This window comes from Streptomyces sp. NPDC001027 (assembly GCF_040299045.1).
Taxonomy (GTDB): Bacteria; Actinomycetota; Actinomycetes; order Streptomycetales; family Streptomycetaceae; genus Streptomyces.
The window spans coordinates 1-15,370 of sequence record NZ_JBEPBI010000188.1 but is presented as its reverse complement, the minus strand read 5'-3'; the positions used below and the strand labels follow the sequence as shown (position 1 = coordinate 15,370).

Below are 15,370 nucleotides of genomic sequence, written 5' to 3'. Positions count from 1 at the left end.
CCGCGACCTGAGCTGGCCCTACGCCCAAGAGGGCGCGGAGAGACACCGGCCGGCCCGCCCCGCTTTCTGTTTCCGCGCAGTCTCCCCGCCGCAACCGGTTGCCGGCCTGTTGCCATGAACGGGCACGCGCCCGACGCTGCGAGTACGCCTCGTCAGAACGGCGGCTCGTCCGGCAACAGTTGACACGTGTCACTCCTTCGCGCGCCCATCTCGCATTCCCTCGCACCACCTCACACCCCCTCGCGCACCCGACGGTCACCGTGAAACAGTGTCAGAAACCGCACACCCCGTCTTTTTTGATCGTTCCCGCGGCCGTGCCCCGAGTGCGTCCGCTGTGGCAGGCTGTTGCCAGTGAAGCCCGTCGCGATGGGGCAAGTGGGGGGCGCGCGAGGTGAGTCGGCGATGCGCTGCCGCCCTGCCGACTCCCTCACAGGGTGAGCTATGGTGTACACGGAGTAAGAAGAAACGGCATGACCCGTTCTTTACCGGCTTGGGGGAGTACCAGTCGATGGCGAGGCAGTTACGCGCCGAACAGACCCGCACGACGATCATCACGGCTGCCGCCGACCTGTTCGACCGCCACGGCTACGAGTCGACCAGCCTCAGTGACATCGTCGCGCACGCCCATGTCACCAAGGGGGCCCTCTACTTCCACTTCGCGGCGAAGGAGGATCTGGCCCACGCCATCATGGAGCTGCAGTCCAACGCCGCCCGCCGGATCGCCGGGGAGATCGACGACCGCGGCGGCACCTCCCTCGAAGCCCTGATGCGCCTGACGTTCGGTCTGACACGGCTCTCCGTGGAGGGGCCGATCGCCCGTGCCGGTCTACGCCTGGCCACCGGCGGCGTCGCGGTCCGGCCCCCGCTGCCGCACCCCTTCACGGAGCTGCTGGATCTGATCTCCCGACGGCTCGGCGCCGCGGTGAAGGAGTCCGACATCCACGCTGACGTCGACCTCGACGCCGTCGCCCACTCGCTGGTCTGCTTCTTCGTCGGCACCCGCGTCGTCGGCCGCTCCCGCGAACCCACCGGCCGGCTGCCCCGCCGGATGGCCGAGATGTGGCACGTCCTGATCCGAGGCCTGGTGCCCGTGCCGCGTCGCCCCCGCTATGTGAGCCTCGCCGCACGCCTCGAACGGGAGACCATGGCGGCCGTGTGACGCCGCTCGCCGCCGCGCCGCCGCTTGAGGGGCGAGCGGCAGGCGATCACGCACCGCCGGTCGCGGCGGGGGTGTGGCCATCGGGTGCGGTGCGCGGCCGCGCGATACGGTGCACCGCATGCCCCACGCCGCCCCTTTGCCCGTGATCCTCGGCAACGAGCCGGGCTCGTTCCCCCACAGCGTCCTGGCCGAACGGCATCCGGCGATCATCCGTCAGGTGCGGGACGCCTTCCCCTACGGCCCTGACCTCCACCGAGGCCTGGACGCGCTGCTGGCCGCCTGCACCGACGGCGTGATCGACCCGCTGCCCGCCGACGCGCACGACCACGACAGATGGCGCGACTGGGATCTCGACGCCCACACGGGCCGTTCCTGGTTCGACGTGCCGTGGCTGTGGTCGGAGAGCTACTTCTACCGTCGACTCCTCGACGCGGTCGGCTACTTCGGGCCCGGATCGTGGCAGGGCATCGACCCGTTCCGGCCGTTCAAGCTGGCCGAGCTCGAAGCGCCCGAGACCGACGAGGAACTGGCCGCGCTCGACGCCCTGGAGGGCCGCCCGGCCGACGAACAGGCCCGCGCCCTGCTGCACGGATCCCTCTGGGGCAACCGCGCCGACCTCGGCTTCCGGCTCTCCGACGCCGCGGCCGAGCAGCGTGCCGCCGTACCGGCACTCGTCGCCGACGACAGCGAGCGGCTCTGGGAGCTCCTGCCGCACGCCGGGGCGGACGCCGGCGCCGGCCCGGCCGCCGGCACGGTGTGCCTCGTCGCCGACAACGCCGGACGCGAACTGGTGCCCGACCTGCTCCTGGCCGCCCATCTGCTCGCACACCGGCGGTGCGGGCGGGTCGTCCTGCACGTCAAGCCGTACCCGTACTACGTGTCGGACGCCACGACCGCCGACGTCGTCGACGCCGTGCGCAAGCTGTCGAGGGCGGGGGGAGCGGCCGCCGACCACGGCCGTCGGCTCTGGCGGGCCATGGCGGACGGCACGCTCACCGTCCGCGCGCACTCCTTCTCCGCCGCCCCGCTGCCCTACGCGCGGATGCCGGACGACCTGCGGGCCGAGTTCGCCGCGGCCACGCTGACGATCGTGAAGGGCGACCTCAACTACCGTCGCCTGGTGGGCGACAGCCGATGGCCCCCCACCACCCCCTTCGCCGACGTCACCGCGTACTTCCCCGGCCCGGTCGCGGCGCTGCGCACGCTGAAGTCCGACGTGATCACCGGTCTGGACGCCGGGACGGAGGCCGCCCTGGTCGCCGCCGAGGGTCAGCGCTGGCGCACCGGCGGCACGCATGCGCTGATCCAGGTGCGGGCGTGAGCCCACGCACGACCCCCGCCTCCGGCCGGCGCACGGCCCCCCGTCCCCGGTCGGCGCTCGAACTCCCGTCCCGGCACGGCGAGGTCACCGCCGGCGGAAGGCCGGCGGGCAGCGCGCCGTGCACGGGAGACGACAGGCCGGGCCCGCGGACGGGGGCACGGCGCAGGGCCGCTCCCCGCGTTGCCCGGTTCGCGGCGATTCACGCGATGGTGTGATCATCCGTCCCCCGGCGGATGGCCGCCCGGACCCCCGGGTAGGGCCCGGCCATGACGCAACCGTTCGAGCTCCCGCACTTCTATCTGCCGCACCCCGCGCGGCTGAACCCGCACGTCGACGACGCCCGGGCGCACTCCACGCAGTGGGCGCGGGACATGGGCATGCTGGAGGGGTCCGGGATCTGGGAGCAGGCCGACCTGGAGGCGCACGACTACGGCCTGCTCTGCGCCTACACCCACCCCGACTGCGACGGGCCCGCACTGTCGCTGATCACCGACTGGTACGTGTGGGTGTTCTTCTTCGACGACCACTTCCTCGACATGTTCAAGCGCACCCCGGACCGCGCCGCGGGCAAGGCCCATCTGGACCGGCTCCCGCTGTTCATGCCGCTCGACCTGTCGACGCCGGCGCTGGAGCCGCGCAACCCGGTGGAGGCCGGGCTGAAGGACCTGTGGGCGCGCACGGTGCCGGCCATGTCGCAGGACTGGCGCCGGCGTTTCGCCCTGGCCACGGAGCATCTGCTCAACGAGTCGATGTGGGAGCTGTCCAACATCGACGAGGGGCGGATCGCCAACCCCGTCGAGTACATCGAGATGCGTCGCAAGGTGGGCGGCGCGCCCTGGTCGGCGGGGCTCGTGGAGTACGCCACCGCCGAGGTCCCCGCGCTCGTCGCCGGGACCAGGCCGCTCAGGGTGCTGACGGAGACGTTCTCGGACGCCGTGCACCTGCGCAACGACCTGTTCTCCTACCAGCGCGAGGTCGAGGACGAGGGCGAGAACAGCAACGGCGTGCTCGTCCTGGAGACGTTCTTCGGCTGCACCACGCAGGAGGCCGCCGACACCGTCAACGACATCCTCACCTCCCGGCTCCACCAGTTCGAGCACACCGCGTTCACCGAAGTCCCCGCGGTCGCCCTGGACAAGGGGCTCGGTCCGGACGGCGTGGCCGCCGTCGCCGCCTACGCCAAGGGCCTGCAGGACTGGCAGTCCGGCGGCCACGAGTGGCACATGCGCTCGAGCCGCTACATGAACGAGGGAGCCTCGTCCACCGCCCCCTGGCAGAAGCTGACCGGCCCCGGCACCTCGGCCGCCGACGTCGGCGCGCTGCTGGCCTCGGCCGCCGCCGAGCGTCTGCGCGCGTACACGCACGTGCCCCGCCAGAAGGTCGGACCCTCGCAACTGCCCGACTTCCACATGCCGTTCGCGGTCGGGCTCAGCCCGCACCTGGCGGCCTGCCGCCCGCGACTGCTGGCGTGGACGCACCGGATGGGCATGCTGGAGGAGGGCGTGTGGGACGAGGACAAGCTCGCCTCCTGCGACCTCGCCCTGTGCGCGGCCGGCCTCGACCCGGACGCCACCGCGGAGGCGCTCGACCTCAGCTCCCAGTGGCTCGCCTGGGGCACCTACGGCGACGACTACTACCCCCTCGTCTTCGGCGACCGCCGTGATCTCGCGGCCGCCCGCCTGACCACGGCGCGCCTGTCGGCCTGCATGCCCCTCGAGGGCGAGCCCGTCCCGGTCGTCCCCGTCGACGCGATGGAACGCGGCCTGATCGACCTCTGGGCGCGCACCGCCCGCGACATGACCCCGGGCCAGCGGAGCACCCTGCGCGACGCGGTCGACGCCATGACCGAGGCCTGGCTGTGGGAGCTGTCCAACCACCTGCAGAACCGCGTTCCCGACCCGGTCGACTATCTGGAGATGCGCCGCGCCACCTTCGGCTCCGACCTCACCCTGAGCCTGTGCCGCATGGGCCACGGGCCCGCCGTCCCGCCGGAGGTCTACCGCACCGGGGTCGTGCGCGCGCTGGAGAACGCGGCGATGGACTACGCGTGCCTCACCAATGACGTCTTCTCGTACCAGAAGGAGATCGAGTACGAGGGCGAGGTGCACAACGCGATCCTCGTCGTCCAGAACTTCTTCGGCTGCGACTACCCGGCCGCGCTCGGCGTCGTCCACGACCTGATGACCCGGCGCATGCAGCAGTTCGAGCACATCGTCGCTCACGAACTGCCCGTCCTGTGCGACGACTTCGCCCTCTCGGCCGACGCCCGTTCGGCGCTGGGGGAGTACGTGGTCGACCTGCAGAACTGGCTGGCCGGCATCCTCAACTGGCATCGCGAGGTCGACCGGTACAAGGCCGGATACCTGGCCCGGCGCACCCACGGCTTCCGGCCCGACGTCGCGCCGCGCTCGCCGCTCCCGCAGTTCTCGCTCTCCTGACCCACGTCACTCGCCTCGCTCACGTCACTCGCCTGGCCCGCCTCTCATCGCCGGGCCGCGTGCCCGATCGCGGCCCGCGCCAGCGCCCGCACGACCGGGTGCGGGCGCGAGCCGTCGCCGGACAGCTCGGGCTGGAAGAGCGAGGCCAGGAAGAAGGGGTGGTCCGCTAGCTCGGCGACCCGGGGCCGGCCCTCCTCGTCATGGCCGGAGAAACGCAGGCCGTGGGCGCGCAGCACGTCCAGGTGACGGGAGGGCCCGTACGCGCAGAAGTAGCGCTCCACCGTGCGCTCCGAGCCGATCACCGCGTGGGCGAGCGACCCCGGCTCGAGCGTCACCGTGCCCTCGTGGCCCACCAGCGAACAGGCCAGCGGCTCGATGAGCGGGTCGTCGGCGTCCGGATCGTTCTCGGCGTGCGCCGCGCGCGACAGCCCGCAGACCGTGCGGGCGTACTCCAGGAGCGCGTGCTGGAAGCCGCCGCAGGTGCCGAGGAACGGGATGCCGTCCTCGCGCGCCGTGCGGATCGCCGACAGGACGCCCGCCTCGCTCCGGTACGGGCTGCCCGGCACCGCCCACACCGCGTCGAAGCCCCGCACCGCGTGCTGCGCCTCCGCCTCCTCGGAGGGGACCCAGTAGGCGTCCAGGACCAGCCGGTCCCGGGCGGCCAGGGCCTCCAGCAGGAGCGGTATCCGCGTGTGGGAGACGACGCTGGAGGAGCGGTCGCCCACCAGGGCGACCCGTGCGACCCGTGCGGGCTGAGCGGGCTGGGCGGGCTGGGCGGGCTGAGCGGCGATGTCGGTCATGCGGCTCATCCTGGGCGCGGCCGCCGGTTCACGTCCAACGATGATCTCTGCACGGCCGATAAGCAGAGCTGATGCACTCTGGGACCCTGGGCGCATGGACCCGCACCTCCTGCGCACCTACGTCGCCGTCGCCGAGCACGCCTCCTTCTCCGAGGCCGCCCGGGAACTCGGCTACACCCAGTCCGCCGTCTCCCAGCACATCGCGGCCCTGGAACAGGACCTCGGATCGCCGCTGCTCACCCGCCGTCCGGTGGCCCCGACCCCGGCCGGTGAACGTCTCCTCGAACACGCGGGACCGCTGCTGCTGCGCCTCGCCGCGGCCCGCGCGGACGTCGTCCGGCTCGCCTGCGCGCCCTCCCACGGGCTGACGCTGGCCGTCTCGCCGACCGCGCTCGGCCCCGCCGCCCTCGCCGGGCTCCCGCCCGCCGGAGTGACGCTGCGCGTCCTCGGCCGCGACCACGTCGTCGCCGCCGTCGCCGAGGGCACGGCCGACCTCGGGCTCGTCGACGGCCTGGCCGCGCCCAGCGACCCGCTGCGGCTGCCCGACGTGGCGCCGCTGACCGCACGAGGCGTCGGCGAGGAGCCCGTCAGCGTTCTGCTGCCCGCCGCTCATCCGCTCGCCCGCCGCAGCGGTCTGCGTCTCGGCGACCTCGTCGACGCGCGCTGGCTGGACGCACCCGACGCCGGGCTGCCGCTGCCCCAGCTGCGCGCCGCGGCCGGCGGCGGCCAGGGCTTTGGTGCCGCCCTGCGCTACGACGGCTGCGACGTCAGGCTGCTGACCGCGCTCGCCGCCGCCGGCCACGGCCTGACCCTGCTGCCCCGCTCGGTCGCCGAAGGGGTCCCGGGGACGGTCGCCGTCCCGGTCGTCGAGCCGCGGGTCGTGCACCGGGTGGAGATTGTGCACGCCGCGACGCCGCCGGACGGCGCGGCCCGCGCTCTGACGGAGGCGTTGGCCCCGCGCGCGTGAGGCACGGGAGCCGTGGACGTCGTCCCCCGGGCGGGCTCGCGTCGTCCCCGCGCGCGTGCGGCGTGGACGGTGTGGACGGCGTGCGTCGCGGAGGCGGGTTCGCGTCCTTCCCGCGCGTGGCGGTGACGTGCTACGCCTGACGCGCGGGGTGCCTGTACCTCGTCCGCGCCCGGGTCAGTCTCACTCGTTCGTGGCTCGTGGTGCGCGGGTGCGCCGGGTAGAGCACCAGCCGGAGGCGATCCATGGAACAGACAGCGTTGCGTCCCAAGCCCCTGCCGGGCCAGGACCCCGACGGCGCCGCGCCGCCGAGCGGACCGGGGCGCCGTCCGCACACCGCACGCCGCGGCGGACGAGGCCCGACGACGACCCTGGTGGCCGGCCTGCTCGCCGGCACGGTCCTCGTCCTGTCCGGCGTCGGCCTGGGAGCCGTGGGGGCGACCGTGGTCGGCATGAGCAGACTGGCCGAGCTGCAGCGGCAGGCGGAGCTCGCGGGCCGGGCCGCGTCGCAGGTGCCGACGGGTCGGCCCGAGACGTCGGTCCGCACGCGGGAGGCGGGGGCGGCGGAGACGGCGGGCACGGCGGGGAGGTCCGGAGCGGGCCGGGCGCCGGCGCGGGACCGGCCGGGCGCCTCCGAGGCGGCCGCGGGGACCGGGGCGTCCGCCGGGGCCGCAGGCTCGTCGCGCGACGCCGGGGCGAGCCTGGGGCTCGAGGCGGTGGACGCCCGGGGCACGGGCGCCGAGATCGTCGCCGTCCACGTCCCCGGTCCCGGATTCACGGCCGGGCTGGTCCGCGGCGACGTCATGCTGACGTTCGGAGGCGCCGAGATCGACTCGGCGGCGGACCTCGCCCGGGCGGTCGACCGGGCGCGCCCCGGAGCGCACGTCGAGGTGACGGTCCGCCGTCGCGGCGGCGGACACCGCACGACGACGGTCGTCCCCGGGATCGTCACCTGAGGCGGCCCGGGGCGCCCGCGTGGACCCGCGGGCGCCGGCGCGCCACGCGCACACGGTCCGGCAGTCGAGTGGCGCCCGCCGGCCGTGCCACGCCACCATGAACGCCATGCCGACCTCCCTTCTGGCCTTCCTGGGCGCCTGCACCCTCATCGCGGCCTCGCCCGGACCCAGCACCGTGCTGATCGTGAAGCAGTCGCTGCGCAGCCGCCGCAGCGGCTTCCTGACCGTCCTCGGCAACGAGACCGGGGTGTTCGTCTGGGGCGTCGTCGCGGCCTTCGGGCTGACGGCCCTGCTGACGGCCTCCCAGGCGGCCTACGCGGTTCTGCGCTTCGGCGGCGCGGCCGTGCTCGTCTGGTTCGGCGTCCAGGCGCTGCGGCAGGCCCGCAGGACGAAGCAGGCCCACGGCCTCGACGACGGCGACGAGGGCGACGGCGCCGGCGAGAGCCGGGGGAGTGCGCAGCGCGGCGGCTGGGCCGCCTACCGGGGCGGCCTGCTGCTGAACCTCGCCAACCCCAAGGCGGCCGTGTTCGCCCTGTCCTTCCTGCCGCAGTTCGTGCCCGAGGGCGCCCCGCACCTGCCCGCCATGGTGGGGCTCGCCGCGCTCTGGGCGGTCTACGAGGTCGGCTACTACAGCCTGTACGTGTGGTTCGTGGGACGGATGCGGCGCGTGCTCTCCCAGGCCGGCGCGCGCCGCCGCCTGGAGCAGGTCTCCGGCGGAGTGCTGCTGCTCCTCGGCCTGCGCCTGGCCCTGGACGGCTGACCGGGGCGGCTGACCGGGGCGACCCGTCGGCCCGTCGGCCCGAAACCCTCGCCGACCGGCTCGCGCGACCCCCGCCGGACGGGCAGGATGCTGCCCGTGGTCATCTCGCCGGCGTCACCCCGTCCGTCGCCCGTCCACAGCAGCATCGGCACCACAAGCCACCTCAGTCGCCCCGTCCCTCCTGGGAGGCCCGGATGACCGGCACCGCCCCCGCGCCCTTCACCGCCGACGACTACCGGGCGCGCAGGGAACGCGCCGCGCGGGAGGCCGCCGACGCCGGACTCGCCGGACTCCTCGTGGCGCCCGGACCCGACCTCGTCTGGCTCACCGGCTACGCGCCGCCCGCCGCCACCGAACGGCTCACCCTGCTCGTCCTCGCCGCCGGCCGGGACCCGGTCCTCGTCGTGCCGACCCTCGAGGCCCCCGACGCCGCGAAGGCGGTCGGCGCCGCCGCGCTCACCCTGCGGGACTGGACCGACGGCAAGGACCCCTACGCCGCCACCGCCGCCCTCCTCGACGACCGGGGACGGTTCGGGATCAGCGACAACGCCTGGGCGATGCATCTGCTGGCCCTGCAGCAGGCCCTGCCCGCTGCCTCCTACGCCTCCCTCACCGAGGCCCTGCCCATGCTGCGCGCCGTCAAGGACGCCGCCGAGCTGGAGCTGATGGCGGCGGCGGGCGCGGCCGCGGACCGGGTGTTCGAGGAGATCTGCAAGGTCGCCTTCGGCGGGCGCAGGGAGCGGGAGGTCGGCGCCGAGCTCGAGGCGCTCCTGCGCCGGTTCGGCCACTCCCAGGTCGACTTCACCATCGTCGCCTCGGGGCCGAACGGCGCCGACCCGCACCACGAGGTCGGCGACCGTGTCATCGAGCAGGGCGACATGGTGGTCCTCGACTTCGGCGGCCTCAAGGACGGCTACGGCTCCGACACCTCCCGCACCGTGCACGTCGGCGAGCCCACCGACGAGGAACGCCGGGTGCACGACCTGGTGCGCGAGGCGCAGGAGGCCGGTTTCCGGGCGGTCCGGCCCGGCGTCGCCTGCCAGGAGGTCGACCGGGCCGCCCGCGCCGTCATCACCGCCGCCGGATACGGCGCGCAGTTCATCCACCGCACCGGCCACGGCATCGGCGTCACCACCCACGAGCCGCCGTACATGATCGAGGGCGAGGAGCGGCCCCTCGTGCCCGGCATGTGCTTCTCCGTGGAGCCCGGCGTGTACCTGCCCGGCCGGTTCGGCGTGCGCATCGAGGACATCGTCACCGTCACCGAGGACGGCGGCCGCCGCCTCAACGACACCACCCGCGAGCTGGTCATAGTGGACTGACCCGCCCCAGAAGTCCCCGGCACCCACCCGAACGGCAACGACGCGACCATGACCCAGGCACCGACACCCACCGCAGACACCGTCCGCCGACTGGTCCGTGCGCTCCTCCAGGAGAACGGGGCGAGCGGCCCCGGACCGGAGGCACGGCCCGTCACCGAGGGCGGCGCGCCCACCACCTGGTGGGTCGGTGCCCGCCATGTGCTGCGGCTCGCCGCCGACCGCGAGGCGACCGTGCGCCGCCGCCGCGAGCTGCGGCTGCGCGACCTGGTCCGCCAGCACGTCCCGATCGCCGTGCCGACCGGTGTCGCGCACGGCGAGTGGTCGCCGGGGCTGGCCTACACCCTCGACGCCAGGCTGCCCGGCGGCACGGCCGAGGAGCACGACGTCTCGGCCGTCGGCGAGGCCGACCTTGCCGGGCTGCTCAGCGGGCTGCGCGAGGTGCCGGCCCGGCAGGCGGACGCGCTCGGCGTGCCGCGGGCCGCCCCGCGCTCCCTGGAGGCGCTGCGCCGGATGGCCGTGGCCGCCGCCGAACGACTCGGCCGGGCCGACGAGTTCGACCCCGCCCGGCTGCACCAGCTCACCCCGGCGGCCGCCGCACAGCTCGCCGCCCAGGCCGCCCCCGCGGTCCTCGTCCACCACGCGCTGCGCGGCGAGCACCTCGTGGTGAGCGCCGACGGCCGGGTGCGCGGCGTCCTCGACTGGACCGACGCGGTCCTCGGCGACCCCGCCGAGGACATCGCGGGCCTCGCCCTCGCCGTCGGCGCCGGTGCCGCCGTGCGGGCCGCCACCCTCGCCGGCTACGGCGCCCGCCCGTGCCTGCGCGGCCTGTGGCTCGCCCGCTGCGACACCGTCGTCCACCTCGCCGAACGCATCGAGGGGCGCAGGGCCGGCCCGCGGGACGCCGACGCCCTCGCGCTCCCGCGCACCCGGCTGCGGCGCGCCTGGGAGGCGATCCTGCTCGAGCGGGTCACGGAGTTCCGTGAGGACGGGGAGGGCGGGGACGGGCCGGAGCAGGACGCCTAGGACGCCGAACGCCGGACAGGGACAGCGGACGAGGGCTCGCGGGTCGGGCTCACCCGGCCGCCGGCGTCACCTGACCGCCGACCCCACCCGACCCCGCCGACGTCACCTGACCGTCGGCGTCCCCCAGCCGCCGACGCCACCCGGTCGTCGGGCCGCACCCGACCGCCGAGCGCACCCGAGTCGCCGGCCTCACCCGAGTCGCCGGCCTCGCCCGGCCGCAGGCCTCACTCCTGCTCCAGGACCACGCACGCCTCCCCAGGGAGGTGCAGCAGGCCGTCCGGGCCCGGGACGTCCACCGGCTCCCAGGCGGCCAGCACGCGCGCGGGGCGCGGGCCGAGCGGGATGGCGGCCGGCTCCTCGCCGAGGTTGACGGCCACCCGGACGTCGCCGCGCCGGAAGGCCAGCCAGCGGCCCCCGACGTCATGGGCGACCTTGATGTCGGCCAGATCGGGATCGGTGAGGTCGGGCTGGGCGTGCCGCAGGGCGATCAGCTCGCGGTACCAGGCCAGCACGCGTGCGTGCGGCTCGCGCCGCGGCTCGGACCAGTCCAGGCACGAGCGCTCGCGGGTCGCCGGGTCCTGCGGGTCGGGCACGTCCTCCTCGGCCCAGCCGTGCGCCGCGAACTCCCGCCGCCGGCCCCGTCGCACGGCCTCGGCGAGCTCCGGGTCGGTGTGGTCGGTGAAGTACTGCCAGGGCGTGCCCGCCGCCCACTCCTCGCCCATGAACAGCATCGGCGTGAACGGCGCGGTCAGCGTCAGCGCCGCCGCGCACGCCAGCAGACCCGGCGAGAGGGACGCCGAGAGACGGTCGCCCTGGGCGCGGTTGCCGACCTGGTCGTGGGTCTGGCCGTACCCGAGCAGCCGGTGCGCGGGCACCCGCGCCCGGTCCAGCGGGCGGCCGTGGCGCCGGCCCCGGAAGCCGGAGTGGACGCCGTCGTGGAAGTAGCCGCCGGTCAGCGTCTTGGCGAGGGCGGCGAACGGGTCGCGCGCGAAGTCGGCGTAGTAGCCCTGGGACTCGCCGGTGAGCGCGGCGTGCAGGGCGTGGTGGAAGTCGTCGTTCCACTGGGCGTGCAGGCCGAGGCCGCCCTGCCGGCGGGGGGTGATGAGCCGCGGGTCGTTCAGGTCCGACTCGGCGATCAGGAACAGCGGGCGGCCCGTCTCGGCGGCGAGCGCGTCCACCGCCGCCGACAGCTCCTCCAGGAAGGGGTACGCGCGCGTGTCGGCCAGCGCGTGCACCGCGTCCAGGCGCAGCCCGTCGAGCCGGTAGTCGCGCAGCCACGCCAGCGCGCTGCCCAGCAGATAGGCGCGCACCTCGTCGGAACCGGGGGCGTCCAGGTTCACGGCCGCGCCCCACGGCGTGTGGTGCGTCTCGGTGAAGTACGGCCCGAAGGAGGGCAGATGATTGCCGGAAGGCCCCAGATGGTTGTGCACCACGTCCAGGACCACGCCCAGACCGAGCGCATGGGCCCGGTCGACGAATCGCTTCAGCCCCTCGGGGCCGCCGTACGGCTCGTGCACCGCCCACGGCGACACCCCGTCGTACCCCCAGCCGTGCCGGCCCGGGAAGGGGCACAGGGGCATCAACTCCACGTGGGTGATGCCGAGTTCGGCGAGGTGTCCGAGGCGCTCGGCGGCCGCGTCCAGCGTCCCCTCGGGGGTGTAGGTGCCCACGTGCAGCTCGTAGAGGACGGCCCCCGGCAGCGGGCGTCCGGACCACGGCGTGCGCCACTCGTACCGGCTCTGGTCGACGACGGCGCTCAGCCCGTCCGGCCCGTCGGGCTGGCGGCGCGAGCGGGGATCGGGCCGCACGGGGCCGTCGTCGACCGCGAAGCCGTACCGGGCGCCGTCCGAGGCCTGCGCCTCACCCGTCCACCACCCCTCCCGCTCCGGATCGCGCTCCAACGCGCGCGTGGCGCCGTCGCACTGCAGCGTCACGCGCTCGGCCTGCGGCGCCCACACCTCGAACTGCACGGACGGCTCCCCTTCGTCTGCTCACCGTGATGTAGCCCGTCCCCTCCATCGTGCGCCACCGGAGATCGATCCGGGTCGCGAACACTCCCATCGGCGCCCCGCCCGAGCGGGGGCCGTTCTCTCGTCTTCTGGACACCCGGAGCCCGCTGACCGACAATCACCACCGTGACGTCGTCCTTCGAGTTCAACACGTACCCCGCGCGGTTGTCCGACGCGGAGCGCGACCGGGCGCTGAAGGTGCTGCGCGACGGCGTCGCCCTGGGCCGCCTGTCGCACGACACGTTCATCCGGCGCATGGAACTGGCCCTCGCCGCCCGCCGCCCGGACGAGCTCGCCGTCCTCACCGCCGACCTGTCCGAGGAGAACCGCTTCTCGCGGGTCGTCTTCGGCGCGGTCGAGGCGGTCTCCGGCTTCACCGTGCGACTGCGCCGTGCCTGGCAGGCCGAGCGGCTGCCCAAGCTGCTGCTGCCGCACCCGGGAACCGCGCACGCGCTGCGCATCGGCCGCGACCCCGTGAACGGTCTGCGGCTGACCCACGAGAGCGTCTCGCGGGTGCACGCCGAACTCGTCCGCCAGGGCGGGGTGTGGGTGCTGCGCGACCTCGGCTCCACCAACGGCACGACCGTCAACGGGCGGCGCGTCATCGGCGCGGCCGTGGTGCGCGAGGGCGACCAGGTCGCCTTCGGCCGCACGGGATTCCGTCTCTCGGCGAACTGAGACGCTCAAGTCCCTTGCACGGAGGCGGTGTTGACGCCCGCCGGGCCGATGACTCACTGTGCGTACACCGGATGCGCCCCGTGCGTCGACGCCGCCCCCGTGGAGGTGTGCCCTGCCGCCCCTCCCGCGCTACCCGACCGTGGACGAACTCGCCGCCCGCGCGGCCGCGTTCGCCGCTCGCCACTGCGGAGACGTCCGGCTGCTCCGCGTCGGGGTCTCCCGCGCGGGCACACCGCTGCAGCTGCTCCGCGTCGGCCGGGGCGCGCGCCAGGTCCTCGTCGTCGCGGGACCGCACGCCAACGAGCCCGTCGGCGGCACCACCGTGCTCCGGCTGGCCGAACGGGTCCTGGCCGACCCACGGCTCACCGCGGGGGCGGACGCCACCTGGAACCTGCTGCTCTGTCTCGATCCGGACGGCCTGCGCCGCAACGAGGGCTGGCTGACCGGCCCCTACACCCTCGGCCGCCACTTCCGGCACTTCTTCCGGCCCGGCTTCCTGGAACAGCCCGAGTGGCTGCCCGACGGCGCGGACGGCGCCGCCCTGCCGGAGACCCGTGCGCTGCTCCGCCTCCAGGACGAACTGAAGCCCTTCCTCCAGTGCTCGCTGCACGGCGTCGACGTCGGCGGCGCCTTCGTGGAACTCACCCGCGACCTGCCCGGACTGTGCCGGCGCGTCGCCCACGCCGCCGCCCGCCTCGGCATCCCCCTCGAGCTCGGCCCGTACGACGCCCTGTACTGGCCGCGCCTCGGACCGGCCGTCCACCGGATCCCGCCGCCCCGCCCGCGCGAGCCCGCCGCGGCCGTCACCGAGGCGGCCGTCGACTCCACCTGGCACCACCCTCAGCGGCACGGCACGCTCACCGCCGTCGTCGAAGCGCCCATGTGGGGCGTCGCCGCCGTGGCGGACGGCTCCCCGCCCGCCGACCCGGACGCGGCGCTGCGCACCGTCAGCCGCGACCTGCGCCACGACGCACGGGCGCTGGCGCGCATCCTCGCGCGCGTGCGGCCCCACCTCGACGGCGTGCCCGGCGCGGCCCGTCTGCTCGCCCCGGTCGAGGACCATCTGCTGGTCTGCCCCGGCCTCGCGGACGCCTGGGACCCGGACACCGCCGACCCGCTCCGTCAGCTGCCGCCGCTGAGCACCGCCCATCTGACGGCCCTGCGGATCGCCGGCGGCCGGATCGCCGTCCGCACCGCCGGCCTGCTCCACCAGCTGGTCACCGGCGCGGGACGCGACCCGGCCGGCGTGCTGCCGGAACTGGACGCGCTCATCGACGCGTGGTGCGCCGGCTTCCGGGACGACTGCGGGGCGCGCTGGATCCCGGTGGCGCGTCAGGCCGAGTTCCAGGCACGGGTCGTCCTCGCCGCGTTCCGTCTGGCCGGTGTCCGTTCGGGTGAGTCGCACTGGGGTACCCGGCCCGCCGTGCCGATGCACCGGGAATGAAGCACTTCCTCAGCGATCTCCGGCCGACCGGTGCGGCACGGCGCGTCCTGCCGGCCGCGGCCGCCCTCCTCCTCGCCGTCGGCGCCGCCCCGGCGGCCCTGGCCGCCTCCCACGACGCCCTCCCCGGCAACTGGCTCCAGCTCACCGTCACCCGCGGCGACGCCCGCTCCAGCGACACGCGCGGCACCCTGCTGCTGTGCGACCCGCCGCAGGGCCACTCGCGGGCCGCGGAGGCCTGCGACGCCCTGGCCCGGTCCGGCGGCGACGTCGAGGCCGTCCCGCGCGACGGCAGCCGCGTCTGTCCGCTCGTCTACGCCCCGGTGACGGTCCGCGCCCAGGGACGCTGGAACGGCCGCCCGGTCGACTTCAGCCACACCTACAGCAACGACTGCGAGAAGGAGGCGCTGACGGGCCCGGTCTTCGCCCTCGACGACGAACAGGTCCCCGAGGTCTGAGCATCGGTCCGGCCGGCCCCGGGAGCCCGCGCTCCCGGGGC

13 protein-coding genes are annotated in these 15,370 nt (G+C 75.1%); 11 read left to right on the top strand and 2 right to left on the bottom strand.

Going from position 1 to position 15,370, the window contains the following annotated elements:
- The first annotated feature begins 508 nt into the window (after positions 1 to 508).
- The 3 genes from ABT300_RS32910 (at position 509) to cyc2 (ending at position 4,918) form a co-directional block, all read left to right on the top strand.
- The gene (locus ABT300_RS32910) at positions 509 to 1,159 is read left to right on the top strand and encodes a ScbR family autoregulator-binding transcription factor (protein ID WP_351683542.1); all 651 of its coding nucleotides are present in this window, start codon (positions 509 to 511) and stop codon (positions 1,157 to 1,159) included.
- Positions 1,160 to 1,277: 118 nt separating this feature from the next.
- A complete protein-coding gene (locus tag ABT300_RS32905; protein WP_351683539.1) occupies positions 1,278 to 2,480 on the top strand; it encodes a damage-control phosphatase ARMT1 family protein in 1,203 nt (400 codons plus the stop codon).
- Between the two features lie 266 nt (positions 2,481 to 2,746).
- A complete protein-coding gene (gene cyc2 / locus ABT300_RS32900; RefSeq protein ID WP_351683536.1) occupies positions 2,747 to 4,918 on the top strand; it encodes a germacradienol/geosmin synthase Cyc2 in 2,172 nt (723 codons plus the stop codon).
- A gap of 44 nt (positions 4,919 to 4,962) precedes the next feature.
- Here the strand turns inward: cyc2 and ABT300_RS32895 are convergent, their stop codons facing one another.
- Complete coding sequence (locus ABT300_RS32895) at positions 4,963 to 5,718, bottom strand: CTP synthase C-terminal region-related (seleno)protein (protein WP_351683533.1); 756 nt, start codon at positions 5,716 to 5,718, stop codon at positions 4,963 to 4,965.
- A 94-nt stretch (positions 5,719 to 5,812) separates the two neighbouring features.
- Here ABT300_RS32895 and ABT300_RS32890 point away from each other — a divergent pair, with 94 nt between their 5' ends.
- The 5 genes from ABT300_RS32890 to ABT300_RS32870 all read left to right on the top strand — a co-directional run bounded on the left by ABT300_RS32890 (position 5,813) and on the right by ABT300_RS32870 (position 10,743).
- Positions 5,813 to 6,685 (top strand): LysR family transcriptional regulator, encoded by an 873-nt coding sequence (locus ABT300_RS32890; protein ID WP_351683530.1) that lies wholly within the window; start codon positions 5,813 to 5,815, stop codon positions 6,683 to 6,685.
- A gap of 242 nt (positions 6,686 to 6,927) precedes the next feature.
- Complete coding sequence (locus tag ABT300_RS32885) at positions 6,928 to 7,638, top strand: PDZ domain-containing protein (protein WP_351683527.1); 711 nt, start codon at positions 6,928 to 6,930, stop codon at positions 7,636 to 7,638.
- 106 nt (positions 7,639 to 7,744) lie between these two features.
- Positions 7,745 to 8,398 (top strand): LysE family translocator, encoded by a 654-nt coding sequence (locus ABT300_RS32880; protein ID WP_351683524.1) that lies wholly within the window; start codon positions 7,745 to 7,747, stop codon positions 8,396 to 8,398.
- Between the two features lie 194 nt (positions 8,399 to 8,592).
- Positions 8,593 to 9,720, top strand: a complete 1,128-nt coding sequence (locus ABT300_RS32875) for an aminopeptidase P family protein (RefSeq protein WP_351683522.1) — start codon at positions 8,593 to 8,595, stop codon at positions 9,718 to 9,720.
- Positions 9,721 to 9,768: 48 nt separating this feature from the next.
- The gene (locus ABT300_RS32870) at positions 9,769 to 10,743 is read left to right on the top strand and encodes an aminoglycoside phosphotransferase family protein (RefSeq protein WP_351683519.1); all 975 of its coding nucleotides are present in this window, start codon (positions 9,769 to 9,771) and stop codon (positions 10,741 to 10,743) included.
- Between the two features lie 224 nt (positions 10,744 to 10,967).
- Here the strand turns inward: ABT300_RS32870 and treZ are convergent, their stop codons facing one another.
- Complete coding sequence (gene treZ / locus ABT300_RS32865; protein ID WP_351683516.1) at positions 10,968 to 12,713, bottom strand: malto-oligosyltrehalose trehalohydrolase; 1,746 nt, start codon at positions 12,711 to 12,713, stop codon at positions 10,968 to 10,970.
- A 165-nt stretch (positions 12,714 to 12,878) separates the two neighbouring features.
- Between treZ and ABT300_RS32860 the strand changes: the two genes are divergently transcribed.
- The 3 genes from ABT300_RS32860 to ABT300_RS32850 all read left to right on the top strand — a co-directional run bounded on the left by ABT300_RS32860 (position 12,879) and on the right by ABT300_RS32850 (position 15,329).
- Positions 12,879 to 13,430, top strand: coding sequence for an FHA domain-containing protein (locus ABT300_RS32860; protein ID WP_351683513.1), 552 nt, complete (start codon positions 12,879 to 12,881; stop codon positions 13,428 to 13,430).
- Between the two features lie 139 nt (positions 13,431 to 13,569).
- Positions 13,570 to 14,874: a M14 family zinc carboxypeptidase gene (locus tag ABT300_RS32855; protein ID WP_351683511.1), complete on the top strand. Its 1,305-nt coding sequence runs from the start codon at positions 13,570 to 13,572 to the stop codon at positions 14,872 to 14,874.
- Complete coding sequence (locus tag ABT300_RS32850; RefSeq protein ID WP_351683509.1) at positions 14,871 to 15,329, top strand: SSI family serine proteinase inhibitor; 459 nt, start codon at positions 14,871 to 14,873, stop codon at positions 15,327 to 15,329. The genes ABT300_RS32855 and ABT300_RS32850 overlap by 4 nt, the downstream gene beginning before the upstream one ends.
- The last annotated feature ends 41 nt before the right edge of the window (positions 15,330 to 15,370 follow it).